Here is a 13,256-nt window from a genome sequence, read left to right on the forward strand (position 1 = left end):
CGTTTCGGCGCCCCAGCTTCCCCATATGGCTCCCCATTTGGCAGGCTGTCCACGCAACTCGGGGGGATTGCAGGAGGGGAAGACCAGCACCATGCACGCAGCACCGACGCCCACACAGGGTGACCCACGCCTCAACTGGAGCAGCAGCGCCGAGGCCGGCCGCGCACCCTTACTGCGTCACCGCCGCGACGGAATCCTTCCCACCGTCGGGGCCGCCCTCTCCGTACGCGGCGAAACCCTCACCGGCACCGCGGGCCGCGGCGACCGCCCACCCGTCCTGCACCCGCTCGTCCAGGACTTCCTGGACACCCTCACCAGCGGCCAGCGGGAACGGTTCACCGGACGATGTCCCGAGGCGATCCTGCTCTCCCGGCACCTCGCCGCCACCGAGGGCGGACGCTCCAAGCGCGCCCAGCGCAAGCCGCTCACCCACGGCGAGGCCCGCCGCTCCCTCAAACACGCCAAGCTCACCGCCCGGCACATCCGCGAGGACGGCGACCCGCTGCACGGCAGCTACGCGCCGCCCTGCCGCTCCTGCACGGCGATGCTCGCCCACTTCGGCGTCCGCACCGTCGACCCCACCACGCCTGTCGAGAACGGCTGACCGCACTCCTCATGCCAGACCACCTCAGCACCACCCGCTTCCCGGTCAACGTCGACGCCGCCCTCCGCGAGGCCGGCTGGCAACCCGGCCGCTGGGACATCAAGCTCGCCGAGGAGTGGGCCGACGCCCTGCGCGCCCACGTCTCCCCCGCCGGCCACCGGCACAGCGTCTTCCCCGCCGTCGTCGAGGCCTGGGCGGAGTTCGGCGGCCTGCGGGTCACCGCGCCCGGACACGGCCGGCAGATAGCCCCCGCCGCCGTACGCTTCGACCCCCTCGCCGGCCTCCACCTCTCCCGCACCCTCGCGGACCTCGGCCGCGCCCTGGAGACCGAGCTGGCCCCCCTCGGCGAGGAGGGCGACCACCGCGCGGTCCTGGCGATGGACGCGGAGGGCCGCGTCTACAGCCTCGACCACGCGGGCGACTGGTACCTCGGCAAGGACATCGACGCGGCCCTCTCGACCCTGATCACGGGGGCGCAACCGACCCGGCTGACGGCGAAGTAGGAGCAGGAAGGAGGAAGGGGTACGGGGACTGCTGCGGGGGCGCGTACGGGGACCGGTACGGGGACCGGTACGGGGACCAGTACGGGGACCGGTACGGGGACGAAAAGGGCCCCGCCGGGCTACGCCGCCTCCGACTCCCCCACCGGCAGCACCGCCGACACCTTGAAGCCGCCCGCGTCCGTCGGCCCCGACACGAACGCGCCGCCCAGCCGGGACACCCGCTCCCGCATCCCGACCAGCCCGTTCCCCCCGCTCGGCAGACCGACACCGGCACCCCCCGCCTCCGAGGGGCACGGACCGTTCTCCACCTGCATCGCCACCTCCGTCCCGCGATGCGCCAGACGCACCACGACCTCGGCGCCCGCCGCGTGCTTGTGGACGTTGGTCAGGGCCTCCTGCACCACCCGGTACGCCGTGCGCTCCACCTCCGGCGGATACGCGCGCACCTCCCCCAGCACCACCAGCTCCACGACCGCCCCCGCGAGCCGCGACTGCTCGCACAGCGCCTCCAGGGCGTCCAGGCGCGGCCCGTCGCCCCCGCCCTCGCCGGCCGCCGCCTCGGCGGCAGCGGCGGCGGCCCGCCCGACCGCCGCCAGCGGCACCGGCGCCGGGGCGGGAGGCACGGCCCCCTCCCGCAGCACGCCCAGCATCTCCCGCAACTCGGTCAGCGCCTGCCGACCCATGTCACCGACGAGGGCCGCGTTCTTCACCGCCTTCTGCGGGTCCTTCAGGGCCACCGCCTGGAGCGCGGCGGCGTGCACCACCATCAGCGACACCCGGTGCGCGACCACGTCGTGCATCTCGCGGGCGATCCGGGTCCGCTCCTCCTGCCGCGCCCACTGGGCCTGCTGCTCGGCCCGGTCCGCGAGCAGGGACAACTCCTGCTCCAGACTGTCGGCCCGCTCCCGCAGGCTCTCCATGAGCCGGCGACGGGCCCCTATGTAGAGGCCGAGGAGGAGCGGCGGGGCGTTGAGCCCGAGGGTCAGCAGGAGCGCCATGCCGGGCACGTACCAGCTGCTCGTCTCCAGCTCGGCACGGGCGATGTCCTGCCGCAGCGAGACCACCGTCACGATGAAGACGGCCGTCGTGGACATCCCGGCCAGAACGGCGGTGACCCGGCGGGGCACGTCGGAGGCGGCGAGCGTGTAGAGCCCGACGATCCCCATCAGGAAGCCCATCTCGGCGGGCGCGACGGCGATCGACACGAGGACGACGGCGATGGGCCAGCGGCGGCGCACGACGAGGACCGAACCGACGAGCAGCCCGAACACCACGCCCAGGGGCACGGGCAGCGCGGCCTTCTCCGCGAAACCGATGCCCTCGATCCCGCACTCCAGCGCGGACACGACCGCGAGCCCGACGTCGAGAACGGCGCTCCGCCGTCTCCCCCACCACCGATTCCCGACGCCCGCGGCGTCCCGTTCTGCCCCCGTTGCGGTCATGCCCACCACCCTACGGGCGACCCCGCCCCCGCCACGCCCCCCGTCAACCTTGCGCACACCAGTCCCTCGAACTGTTGAATCGCCAGAGTTTTCGACGTGGACGTCCGGATTCCGGACGAGGGTGTTCGTATGACATCCGCCACGAGCAAGTACGCGGACTTCGAGAACCTGCGCGAGCAGGCGATCGCACTCCGCCGCGGAGGCCTCAGCCGCCGCCAGATCCGGGACCGCCTCCACGTCGACAACAACGACATCCTCAACCGCCTCCTCGAAGGCGAACCCCCGCCGGAGTGGACCAGGCGCCCGAACGCCAAGGACGACCTGCGCGCCCGCGCCCGCGAGCTGCGCCTGGAGGGCTGGACGTACGACCGGATCCAGGTGGAGCTGGGCTGCTCGAAGAGCTCGATCTCCCTGTGGGTCCGGGACCTGCCGAAGCCGGACCGGAAGCGGACCCCGGAGGAGGCGTCCGCGATCGCCCGACGGGGCTGGGAGGCGACCCTGCGGCGGCGCCAGGAGGAGCGGGAGGCCACCAAGCGCACGGCGGCCGAGGAGATCGGAGCCCTGTCGGAGCGAGAACTCTTCCTGTTGGGCGTGGGGCTCTACTGGGCGGAGGGGACGAAGGACAAGCCGTACGACCGCCGGGAGCGCGTGGTGTTCGTGAACAGCGACCCCGGCATGATCCGGGTCTTCGCCGCCTGGCTCGACCTCCTCGGGGTCGAGCCCGAGCGTCGGAGGTACTACGTGATGATCCACGAGACCGCGGACGCGACCGAAGCCGAGCGGTATTGGGCCGACCTCGTCGGCGTCGATCCCCCGGCCTTCAACAAGACGACCATCAAGCGTCACAATCCCCGGACCAACCGGAAGAACGTGGATGTCGGCTATCACGGCTGTCTCGTGATCCGGGTCCTGGACAGTGCGGACCTGTACCGTCGCATCGAAGGGTGGTGGAAGGGAATCGTGGCCCAGGCGGAGACACCTCTCCGGTATGGTCTGACGCACCGGTCCCCCGTGGTGTAACCCGGCAGCACACCAAGTTTTGGTCTTGGCAGGTCAAGGTTCGAATCCTTGCGGGGGAGCAACAGCAAACAAGACCTCGGTTCGGGTCCTGACCTCCACGGTCAGGACCCGCACTCATGTCCGCCCCACGGCCCCCCGGTATCCTTCGTGCGTCCACCAACCAAAGCCGAAGGGCATTCCCGTGAGCGCCAACCCCCCCGCAGCTGTCGTCGTCCTCGCAGCGGGTGAGGGCACCCGCATGAAGTCGAAGACTCCCAAGGTCCTGCACGAGATCGCCGGGCGTTCGCTCGTCGGGCACGTCGTGTCCGCCGCGCGGGAGCTGGAGCCCGAGCACCTCGTCGTGGTCGTGGGGCACGCCCGGGAGCAGGTGCGGGGGCACCTGGAGGAGCACTACGCCGGCACCCGCACCGCCGTCCAGGAGGAGCAGAACGGCACCGGGCACGCGGTCCGCATGGCCCTGGAGGAGCTGGGCGCGGCGCCCGAGGGGACCGTCGTGGTGGTCTGCGGCGACACCCCGCTGCTCTCCGGCGAGACCCTGCGCGCCCTGGCGGACACCCACGCGGCCGACGGCAACGCCGTCACCGTGCTGAGTGCCGAGGTCCCGGACTCCACCGGTTACGGGCGGATCGTGCGGGACGCGGCGACGGGCGCGGTGACGGAGATCGTCGAGCACAAGGACGCCTCCGACGAGCAGCGGGCGATCAGGGAGATCAACTCCGGGGTCTTCGCGTTCGACGGGAAGCTGCTGGCCGAGGCGCTGGGTCAGGTGCGGACGGACAACAGCCAGGGTGAGGAGTACCTCACCGACGTGCTGTCGATCCTGCGCGAGGCGGGTCACCGGGTGGGCGCCTCCGTGGCGGCCGATCACCGCGAGATCCTGGGGATCAACAACCGGGTGCAGCTGGCGGAGGCCCGGGGGCTGTTGAACCAGCGGCTCCTGGAGCGCGCGATGCTGGCCGGTGTGACGGTCGTGGACCCGGCGTCGGTGTTCGTGGACGTGACGGTGACCTTCGAGCCGGACGCGGTGGTCCTGCCGGGTACGCAGCTGCTCGGTGCCACGCACGTGGGCGAGGACGCCGTGGTCGGTCCGAACACGCGGCTGAAGGACACCACCGTGGGCGCGGGCGCCCGGGTGGACAACACGGTGGCGGATTCGGCCACCGTGGGCGCGGGTGCCTCCGTGGGGCCGTACGCGTACCTGCGTCCGGGCACGAACCTCGGCGCGAAGGCGAAGGCGGGCACGTACGTCGAGATGAAGAACGCGACGATCGGCGAGGGCACGAAGGTGCCGCACCTGTCGTACGTGGGCGACGCGACGATCGGCGAGTACACGAACATCGGCGCGGCGAGCGTCTTCGTGAACTACGACGGCGAGGCGAAGCACCACACCACGATCGGGTCCCACTGCAAGACCGGTTCGGACAACATGTTTGTGGCTCCTGTCACGATCGGGGACGGTGCCTACACGGCGGCCGGGTCCGTGATCACGAAGGACGTGCCGGCGGGTGCCCTGGCCGTGGCCCGTGGCCAGCAGCGGAATATCGAGGGTTGGGTCGCCCGGAAGCGGCCCGGCAGCGCTGCCGCGCAGGCCGCTCAGGCCGGCTCGGAGGGGTCCGCGGTCGAAAGCTGACCGGAAACAGGTGCGTCGAACTCGGCGTACCGTGATACGTGCACACAAATTCGGCTGGTTCGCTCACGCGCACGGGAGCGCGGATCGCGGCCAGGGAACACGTCTGAGGAGACAGTGCTGTGACCGGGATCAAGACGACCGGCGAGAAGAAGCTGATGCTCTTCTCCGGCCGCGCCCACCCCGAGCTGGCCGAGGAGGTCGCGCACCAGCTGGGTGTCGGCCTCGTTCCCACCAAGGCGTTCGACTTCGCCAACGGTGAGATCTACGTCCGCTTCCAGGAGTCGGCCCGTGGTGCGGACTGCTTCCTGATCCAGAGCCACACGGCTCCGATCAACAAGTGGATCATGGAGCAGCTGATCATGATCGATGCGCTGAAGCGGGCCTCGGCCCGGAGCATCACCGTGATCATCCCGTCGTACGGCTATGCCCGTCAGGACAAGAAGCACCGGGGTCGCGAGCCGATCTCGGCGCGTCTGGTGGCGGATCTGCTGAAGACGGCGGGTGCGCACCGGATTCTGACCGTGGACCTGCACACGGACCAGATCCAGGGCTTCTTCGACGGTCCGGTGGACCACCTGTCGGCGCTGCCGGTGCTCGCGGACTACGTGGGTGCGAAGGTGGACCGTTCGAAGCTGACGATCGTCTCTCCGGACGCGGGTCGTGTGCGGGTCGCCGACCGCTGGTGCGACCGGCTGGACGCGCCGCTGGCGATCGTGCACAAGCGGCGTGACAAGGACGTCGCGAACCAGGTGACGGTGCACGAGGTCGTCGGTGACGTGAAGGGCCGTGTGTGTGTCCTGGTGGACGACATGGTCGACACCGGTGGCACGATCTGCGCCGCTGCCGACGCGCTGTTCGCGCACGGTGCGGAGGACGTGATCGTGACGGCGACGCACGGCATCCTGTCGGGTCCGGCGGCCGATCGTCTGAAGAACTCGAAGGTGAGCGAGTTCGTGTTCACGGACACGCTGCCGGTGCCGGGTGCCCTGGAGCTGGACAAGATCACGGTTCTTTCGATCGCGCCGACGATCGCGCGTGCGGTGCGCGAGGTGTTCGAGGACGGTTCGGTGACGAGCCTCTTCGAGGAGCACTGAGCTCCGGAGAAGTGACAGGGAGGGCCGTTTCCCCGGTGGGGAGGCGGTCCTTTCCCGTGCTCCCGCCGGTCCGTGCTGATCCATTTGGGCGGTTCGGTGGCGGCGGGTAGACTGCCGGGGTTGCTCGGCGAGGGAGGCCGTACCCGTGGAGGGTTCCGGCGGTCCGTTATCGACGCGCTCTTCGTAGCAGGCCATCGCCAGTCGTGGCCGGGTGACCTCGTTTTCCGTCACCTTCTACGAGGAGTGCCACATGTCCGAGGTCAAGATCGCCGCCTCCGTCCGTTCGGAGTTCGGCAAGGGCGCCGCCCGCAAGATCCGTCGTGACAACAACGTCCCCGTCGTCCTGTACGGCCACGGCACGGACCCGGTCCACCTGACCCTGCCGGGTCACGAGCTGCTGCTCGCCCTGCGTACGCCGAACGTCCTGCTCGCGCTGGACATCGACGGCAAGGGCCAAGAGCTGGCGATCCCGAAGGCCGTGCAGCGCGACCCGCTGAAGGGCTTCCTGGAGCACGTCGACCTGCTTCTGGTGAAGCGCGGCGAGAAGGTCACCGTCGAGGTTCCGGTCCAGGCCGAGGGTGAGCTGGCCGCCGGTGGCAACCTCCTGGAGCACGTGCTGAACACGCTCTCGGTCGAGGCCGAGGCCACCCACCTGCCCGAGTCCTTCTCGGTCTCCGTCGAGGGCCTGGAGGCCGGTGCCTCCGTGCTCGCCAAGGACATCGAGCTCCCGAAGGGCACCACCCTGGTGACCGACGCCGACGCCGTCGTCCTGCAGGTCCTGGCCGCCCAGGCCGAGGAGCCGGCCGCCGAGGGCGAGACCGCCGAGGCCGCCGAGGGCGAGACCGCCGAGGGCGCCGAGGCCTGAGCCGTGGGCTCTGCCTGATGTGACGGGGTGACGGGCCGCACGGCCCGTCACCCCGTTTCCCTTGTACGGGTACGGATGTACGGGTTACGGGACACCGCTCACGGGACACCGCTTGCGGACACGAGGAGATCTGACGCACATGACGACGGACGACGCCGACGCGCCCTGGCTGATCGTCGGCCTCGGCAATCCGGGGCCGGAGTACGCGGCGAACCGGCACAACATCGGTTTCATGGTGGTGGACCTGCTGGCGGAGCGGATGCGCGGCTCGTTCAGGCGGGCGCAGAAGGCGCAGGCGCAGGTCGTGGAGGGCCGGATGGGTCCGCCGGGGCCGGCGAGTCGGCGGGTGGTGCTGGCGAAGCCGATGTCGTACATGAACCTGTCGGGCGGTCCGGTGACGGCGCTGCGCGACTTCTACAAGGTGCCGACGGCGCACGTGGTGGCGGTCCACGACGAGCTGGACATCGACTACGGGGTGCTGCGGCTGAAGCTGGGCGGCGGGGACAACGGGCACAACGGTCTGAAGTCGATGACGAAGGCGATGGGGGCGGACTACCACCGGGTGCGGTGCGGGATCGGGCGGCCGCCGGGCCGGATGCAGGTGGCGGACTTCGTCCTGAAGGACTTCTCGTCGGCGGAGCGCAAGGACCTGGACTGGTTCGTGGACCGGGCGGCGGACGCGGTGGAGTGTCTGGTGGCGGAGGGGTTGGAGCGGGCGCAGTCCGCGTACAACTCCTGAGTCTGGTCATACGGGCGTACGACTGTACGATCGCGGGTCATGACGCACGTCCGTAACGCCGCCCTGGCCCTGGTCGCCCTGCTCCTCGTCGTCGCGGGCGTGTGGGCCTCGTGGGCCTCGGCCCAGCACGTGCTGCTGGGCAAGGGGCGTGAGCACGGGACGCTGACGGTGACGGCCTGCGGCGAGGAGTCGTGCAGCGGGCGGTACGTGCCGGGGGAGCCGGGTGGGGAGCGCCGGACGCTGTCGATAGGGCGGTCGGTGGCGGCGGGGCCGGGGATGACGATCCCGGTGGTGGTGAAGCCGGGTACGGACGAGGGCGTGCGGGCGGGCTGGGGCGGCGGGTTGCACGCCTGGCTGCCGTTGGGCGGGGCGCTGCTGCTCGCGGCGCCGCTGGTGGGCGGTGGGCTGCGGTTGCCGCGGACGGCGTGGTCGCTGGCGGGGCTGGGCGCGGGGTTGCTGGTGGCGACGTTCTTCGCGCTCTGAGCCGTACGTACGTGTGAGGGAGCCCCTTCCGGGGTCCGTGCCGGAAGGGGCTCCTCGGTGTCCGTGCGGGCGGGGGTCAGCCGGTGTTGCGCAGGCCCGCCGCGACGCCGTTGACGGTGAGGAGGAGCGCCCGGGCGAGGAGGGGGTCCGGGTCCTCGCCGTTCTCGGCGGCGGCGCGCTGGCGGGCGAGGAGGGCGACCTGGAGGTAGGAGATCGGGTCCAGGTAGGCGTCGCGGATGGCGAAGGTCTGCTGGAGGACCGGGTTGGAGTCGAGGAGCTTCTCGCCGCCGGTGACCTTGAGGACCTCGGAGACGGTCAGTTCGTGCTCGGCCTCGATGGTGTCGAAGACGTGCTTGAGGTCGTCGGGGACGAGGGTGTCGACGTAGTGGCGGGCGATGCGCAGGTCGGTCTTCGCGAGGGTCATCTCGACGTTGGAGAGGAAGTTGCGGAAGAAGTGCCAGCGCTCGTACATCTCGCCGAGGACGGGGGCGAGTCCGGCTTCGCGGAGGGCCTTGAGGCCGGAGCCGACGCCGAACCAGCCGGGGACGATCTGGCGGGACTGGGTCCAGCCGAAGACCCACGGGATGGCGCGGAGTCCGTCGAGGGAGACGCCGGAGCCGGGGCGGCGGGAGGGCCGTGAGCCCAGGTGCAGGTCGGCGAGCTGGTCGACGGGGGTGGAGGCGAGGAAGTACGCCGGCAGGCCGGGGTCCTCGACGAGCTTGCGGTAGGCGGTGTGGGCGGCGTCGGAGACGGTGTCCATGGCCGCGTCCCAGCGGGCGAGGGCCTCGTCGGACTGGCGCGGCGCGGTGTGCAGGGCGGAGGCCTGCAGGGTGGCGGCGACGGTCAGTTCGAGGTTCTCGCGGGCGAGGGACGGGATGAGGTACTTGTCGGAGATGACCTCGCCCTGTTCGGTGACCTTGATCTCGCCTTCGAGGGTGCCCCAGGGCTGGGCGAGGATCGCGTCGTGGGAGGGGCCGCCGCCGCGGCCGACGGTGCCGCCGCGGCCGTGGAAGAGGCGGAGGCGGACGCCGTAGCGGTGGGCGACGTCGCGCAGGCGCCGCTGGGCGCGGTGGATCTCCCACTGGGAGGTGGTGATGCCGCCGAACTTGGAGGAGTCGGAGTAGCCGAGCATGACCTCCTGGACGTCGCCGCGGAGGGAGACGAGGCGCCGGTAGGAGGGGTCGGCGAGCATGTCGTCGAGGATGACGTCGGCGGCCTTGAGCTCGTCGGTGGTCTCCAGGAGCGGCACGATGCCGATCTTGGCCCAGCCGGCGTGGAGGTCGATGAGGCCGGCCTCGCGGGCGAGGACGGCGGCGGCGAAGACGTCGTCGGCGCCCTGGCACATCGAGATGATGTAGGACTCGATGACCTCGGGGCCGAAGCGTTCGAAGGCTTCCTTGACGGTGTGGAAGACGCCGAGGGTCTTCTGTCCGGCGGCGTCGAGGGGGGCCGGGGTGGGGGCGAGGGGGCGGCGGGAGCGGAGTTCCTTGGCGAGGAGCTTCTGCCGGTAGTCGCGGGGCATGTCGGCGTAGCGCCAGGACTCCTCGCCGAGGCGGTCGAAGAGCTGCCCGAGGGCGTGGTGGTGGGCCTCGGCGTGCTCGCGGACGTCCATGGTGGCGAGCTGGAGGCCGAAGGCGGAGAGGGTGCGGATGACCCGGTCCATGCGCCCGTCGGCGAAGAGGGCGCCGCGGTGTTCGCGCAGGGAGGTCTGGAGGAGGGTGAGGTCGTGGATCAGCTCGGCGGTGCCGAGGTAGTCGCGGCCGTCCTGGTGGGGGGTGCCGTGGGCGAGGCGCTCGCGGGTGTTGACGAGCTTCTGCCGGATGCAGGTGGCCTTGAGCCGGTAGGGCTCCTCGGCGTTGAGGCGCTTGTAGCGGGGGCTGATCTCGGGGAGGAGTTCCAGGTCGCGCTGGAGGGAGTCCAGGAGTTCCGGGGTGGCTCCGGTGTAGCGGATGGAGTTGGAGAGGAGTCCGCGGAGGAAGTCGACCAGTTCGAGGGCGTCGGTGATGCCGTGCTCGTGCTGGAGGATCAGGATGTCGCGGGTGACCTGGGGGGTGACGTTGGGGTTGCCGTCGCGGTCGCCGCCGATCCAGGTGCCGAAGGTGAGGGGGCGGGTGCCGGCGGGCAGTTCGACGCCGACGCGCTCCAGTTCGGCGGCGAGGTCCTCCAGGACGTCGCCGACGGCGCCCGCGTGGAGTTCGTCGAGGTAGTAGATGGCGTTGCGGGCCTCGTCGGCGGGCTCGGGGCGGACCACCCGGAGCTCGTCGGTCTGCCAGATGAGGTCGATGTTCTCGGCGAGGCGCAGGTCGGTGCGGCGCCGGTCGGCCTGGCCGACCGGGGTCTCCAGGAGGGCGGCGATCCGGCGCAGCTTGTTGAGGACGGAGCGGCGGGCGGCCTCGGTGGGGTGTGCGGTGAAGACGGGTCGCACGTTGAGGTTCTTGACGGTCTCGCGGACGTGCTCGGGGTCGCCGTCCTTGAGCATGTCGACGGTGCGGGCGAGGAGGCCGCCCTCGGCGGCGCGCCTCTCGCGCAGTTCGCGGCCGCGGTGGACCTGCTCGGTGACGTTCGCGAGGTGGAAGTAGGTGGAGAAGGCGCGCACGAGCTTGGCGGCCGTCTCGAGTTCGACGCCGCGGAGGAGCTCGGCGGCGGCCTCGCCGTCCTCGCGGGTGAGGCCGCGGACGCGCTCGACGAGGTCGAGGAGTTCGTGGCCCTCCTGGCGGACGAGGGTCTCGCCGAGGAGGTCGCCCAGTCGGCGGATGTCGGCGCGCAGCTCGGCGCTGGCGGTGGGGGTCTGGTCGGCACTGCTCACAGGTGCGGCTCCTTGCAGTGTTTGAGCACGTCTGGAGGTGTTCTGGAGGCTTGCGGACCGCGCTGTCCGACGCACCAAGGATAGGTGGCCGTCCCTCCGGTGGCGGCCGGGGCCCTCTTGTGCCCTCTTGCCGCGCGCCACGACGCTGCCATACTTACGACACCGTAGGTTACGGAGCCGTAGCCACGGGATCGTTCACGTGCGCGTTTCCGCGCGCGTCACCCCTTCTGCCCCTCATCCCCAGGGAGACCCATGACCATGAGCCCCGAGATGACCTCTGCGCCCGAGGCGCCGGACAATCCGGACGGCCCCGAAGCGCTGCCCTTCGCCACGCTGGGCGGTGACAGGAAGGGGTCGGTCGAGCAGATCGCCCTGACGCTGTTCATCGTGGTGCCGTTCCTGGCGCTGCTCGCGGCGGTGCCGCTGACGTGGGGCTGGGGGGTGAGCTGGCTGGACCTCGGTCTGATGGTGGCGATGTACTTCATCGGCTGCCACGGGATCACGATCGGTTTCCACCGGTACTTCACGCACGGGTCGTTCAAGGCGAAGCGGCCGCTGCGGATCGCGCTGGCGGTCATGGGGTCGCTGGCGGTGGAGGGGCCGCTGGTGCGCTGGGTGGCGGACCACCGCAAGCACCACAAGTTCTCGGACGCGGAGGGCGACCCGCATTCGCCGTGGCGGTTCGGGGAGACGGTTCCGGCGCTGATGAAGGGCCTGTGGTGGGCGCACATCGGCTGGATGTTCGACGAGGAGCGGACGCCGCAGCACAAGTACGCGCCCGATCTGATCAAGGATCCGGCGCTGCGGGCGATCTCGCGCCAGTTCGTGCTGTGGACGGTGGTGTCGCTGGCGATCCCGCCGCTGGTGGGCGGTCTGGTGACGTGGTCGTGGTGGGGCGCGTTCACGGCGTTCTTCTGGGGCTCGCTGGTGCGGGTGGCGCTGCTGCACCACGTGACGTGGTCGATCAACTCGATCTGCCACGCGGTGGGCAAGCGTCCGTTCAAGTCGCGCGACCGGTCGGGGAACGTGTGGTGGCTGGCGGTCCTGTCGTGCGGGGAGTCGTGGCACAACCTGCACCACGCGGACCCGACGTCGGCGCGGCACGGGGTGCTGCGCGGGCAGGTCGACTCCAGTGCGCGGCTGATCCGCTGGTTCGAGAAGGCGGGCTGGGCGTACGACGTGCGCTGGCCGGCGAAGTCGCGCATCGAAGCCCGCCGCCGGGCCGCGCCGGCAGACGCGGCATGATGGAGGACGTGGCGATCGAGGGCAGGACCGGCGGCAGTGGCGGCAGCGGCGGCGAGCAGAAGCCCCGGCGCGGGCGCCGGGTGCGGATGACGGGCGCGGAGCGCCGGGAGCAGCTGCTGGACATCGGCCGCACCTTGTTCGCCGCGAAGGGCTTCGAGGGCACGTCGGTGGAGGAGATCGCGGCGAAGGCCGGGGTCTCCAAGCCGGTGGTGTACGAGCACTTCGGGGGGAAGGAGGGGCTGTACGCGGTCGTGGTCGACCGGGAGATGCGGCAGCTCCTGGACGGGGTGACGGGGGCGCTGACGGCGGGGCATCCGCGGGAGCTCCTGGAGCAGGCGGCGTTCGCGCTGCTCGACTACATCGAGAACTACACGGACGGCTTCCGGATCCTCGTACGGGATTCGCCGGTGGCGCAGTCGACGGGTACGTTCGCGTCGCTGATCAGCGACATCGCCACGCAGGTGGAGGACATCCTGGGCCTGGAGTTCAAGGCGCGGGGGTTCGATCCGAAGCTGGCGCCGCTGTACGCGCAGGCGCTGGTGGGCAGTGTGGCCCTGACGGGCCAGTGGTGGCTGGACGTCCGCAAGCCGAAGAAGGCGGAGGTCGCGGCGCACCTGGTGAACCTGGCGTGGCACGGCCTGGACGGCCTGGAGCAGAAGCCGCGGCTGATAGGGCACCGGAAGAGCTGACGGGACGCGGGAAGCCCGGCGGGCCGGGGCGCTCGGCGGGGCCCCGAGGGGCCGGCGGGCCGGGGGCCGGAAGGGGTGGGACCGGCGGGCGGAGGGGGGTTCCGGTTGCCGGGGGCGGGCGTCGGTGACGTGTCGT

The 13,256-nt window shown here is 71.2% G+C and carries 12 protein-coding genes and 1 tRNA gene; 11 read left to right on the plus strand and 2 right to left on the minus strand.

Annotation, left to right across the window (positions count from 1 at the left end; translation table 11 throughout):
- The first annotated feature begins 91 nt into the window (after positions 1–91).
- Positions 92–604: a YwqJ-related putative deaminase gene (locus OO47_RS12145; protein ID WP_030216693.1), complete on the plus strand. Its 513-nt coding sequence runs from the start codon at positions 92–94 to the stop codon at positions 602–604.
- An 11-nt stretch (positions 605–615) separates the two neighbouring features.
- Positions 616–1,107, plus strand: a complete 492-nt coding sequence (locus OO47_RS12150; RefSeq protein ID WP_030216695.1) for an SUKH-3 domain-containing protein — start codon at positions 616–618, stop codon at positions 1,105–1,107.
- A 119-nt stretch (positions 1,108–1,226) separates the two neighbouring features.
- On the opposite strand, the gene OO47_RS12155 is transcribed toward OO47_RS12150, so the two are convergent.
- Positions 1,227–2,549, minus strand: coding sequence for a sensor histidine kinase (locus OO47_RS12155; RefSeq protein WP_030216697.1), 1,323 nt, complete (start codon positions 2,547–2,549; stop codon positions 1,227–1,229).
- 129 nt (positions 2,550–2,678) lie between these two features.
- On the opposite strand from OO47_RS12155, the gene OO47_RS33960 reads away from it, so the two are divergent.
- From OO47_RS33960 to OO47_RS12190, 7 genes are all read left to right on the plus strand, one after another.
- Positions 2,679–3,569, plus strand: a complete 891-nt coding sequence (locus OO47_RS33960; RefSeq protein WP_051716153.1) for a hypothetical protein — start codon at positions 2,679–2,681, stop codon at positions 3,567–3,569.
- Positions 3,555–3,628 (plus strand) — tRNA-Gln (locus OO47_RS12165). Before OO47_RS33960 ends, OO47_RS12165 begins: the two co-directional genes overlap by 15 nt.
- 122 nt (positions 3,629–3,750) lie before the next feature.
- Positions 3,751–5,199, plus strand: a complete 1,449-nt coding sequence (gene glmU, locus OO47_RS12170) for a bifunctional UDP-N-acetylglucosamine diphosphorylase/glucosamine-1-phosphate N-acetyltransferase GlmU (RefSeq protein ID WP_030216701.1) — start codon at positions 3,751–3,753, stop codon at positions 5,197–5,199.
- Positions 5,200–5,318: 119 nt separating this feature from the next.
- Positions 5,319–6,293 (plus strand): ribose-phosphate diphosphokinase, encoded by a 975-nt coding sequence (locus OO47_RS12175; protein ID WP_030216703.1) that lies wholly within the window; start codon positions 5,319–5,321, stop codon positions 6,291–6,293.
- A gap of 250 nt (positions 6,294–6,543) precedes the next feature.
- Entirely contained in the window at positions 6,544–7,158 is a 615-nt protein-coding gene (locus OO47_RS12180) for a 50S ribosomal protein L25/general stress protein Ctc (protein ID WP_030216705.1), read from the plus strand.
- 139 nt (positions 7,159–7,297) lie between these two features.
- Complete coding sequence (pth, locus tag OO47_RS12185; protein ID WP_030216707.1) at positions 7,298–7,897, plus strand: aminoacyl-tRNA hydrolase; 600 nt, start codon at positions 7,298–7,300, stop codon at positions 7,895–7,897.
- A gap of 39 nt (positions 7,898–7,936) precedes the next feature.
- Complete coding sequence (locus OO47_RS12190; RefSeq protein WP_030216710.1) at positions 7,937–8,380, plus strand: hypothetical protein; 444 nt, start codon at positions 7,937–7,939, stop codon at positions 8,378–8,380.
- Between the two features lie 76 nt (positions 8,381–8,456).
- Here the strand turns inward: OO47_RS12190 and ppc are convergent, their stop codons facing one another.
- Positions 8,457–11,186 (minus strand): phosphoenolpyruvate carboxylase, encoded by a 2,730-nt coding sequence (ppc, locus tag OO47_RS12195; RefSeq protein ID WP_030216713.1) that lies wholly within the window; start codon positions 11,184–11,186, stop codon positions 8,457–8,459.
- A gap of 270 nt (positions 11,187–11,456) precedes the next feature.
- Here ppc and OO47_RS12200 point away from each other — a divergent pair, with 270 nt between their 5' ends.
- Both OO47_RS12200 and OO47_RS12205 read left to right on the plus strand, forming a co-directional pair.
- Positions 11,457–12,431 (plus strand): acyl-CoA desaturase, encoded by a 975-nt coding sequence (locus OO47_RS12200; RefSeq protein WP_033208960.1) that lies wholly within the window; start codon positions 11,457–11,459, stop codon positions 12,429–12,431.
- On the plus strand, positions 12,428–13,120 hold the full coding sequence (locus OO47_RS12205; protein ID WP_030216716.1) for a TetR/AcrR family transcriptional regulator: 693 nt from the start codon (positions 12,428–12,430) through the stop codon (positions 13,118–13,120). Before OO47_RS12200 ends, OO47_RS12205 begins: the two co-directional genes overlap by 4 nt.
- The last annotated feature ends 136 nt before the right edge of the window (positions 13,121–13,256 follow it).

Source organism: Streptomyces bikiniensis (assembly GCF_000716625.1).
Taxonomy (GTDB): domain Bacteria; phylum Actinomycetota; class Actinomycetes; order Streptomycetales; family Streptomycetaceae; genus Streptomyces; species Streptomyces bikiniensis.

What these genes read in the sequence shown, in the direction of transcription:
- OO47_RS12145 (WP_030216693.1), top strand. Translation starts at nt 92, where the DNA reads ATGCACGCAGCACCGACGCCCACACAGGGTGACCCACGCCTCAACTGG.
- OO47_RS12150 (WP_030216695.1), top strand. Translation starts at nt 616, where the DNA reads ATGCCAGACCACCTCAGCACCACCCGCTTCCCGGTCAACGTCGACGCC.
- OO47_RS12155 (WP_030216697.1), bottom strand. Translation starts at nt 2,549, where the DNA reads ATGACCGCAACGGGGGCAGAACGGGACGCCGCGGGCGTCGGGAATCGG.
- OO47_RS33960 (WP_051716153.1), top strand. Translation starts at nt 2,679, where the DNA reads ATGACATCCGCCACGAGCAAGTACGCGGACTTCGAGAACCTGCGCGAG.
- OO47_RS12180 (WP_030216705.1), top strand. Translation starts at nt 6,544, where the DNA reads ATGTCCGAGGTCAAGATCGCCGCCTCCGTCCGTTCGGAGTTCGGCAAG.
- pth (WP_030216707.1), top strand. Translation starts at nt 7,298, where the DNA reads ATGACGACGGACGACGCCGACGCGCCCTGGCTGATCGTCGGCCTCGGC.
- OO47_RS12190 (WP_030216710.1), top strand. Translation starts at nt 7,937, where the DNA reads ATGACGCACGTCCGTAACGCCGCCCTGGCCCTGGTCGCCCTGCTCCTC.
- OO47_RS12200 (WP_033208960.1), top strand. Translation starts at nt 11,457, where the DNA reads ATGACCTCTGCGCCCGAGGCGCCGGACAATCCGGACGGCCCCGAAGCG.
- OO47_RS12205 (WP_030216716.1), top strand. Translation starts at nt 12,428, where the DNA reads ATGATGGAGGACGTGGCGATCGAGGGCAGGACCGGCGGCAGTGGCGGC.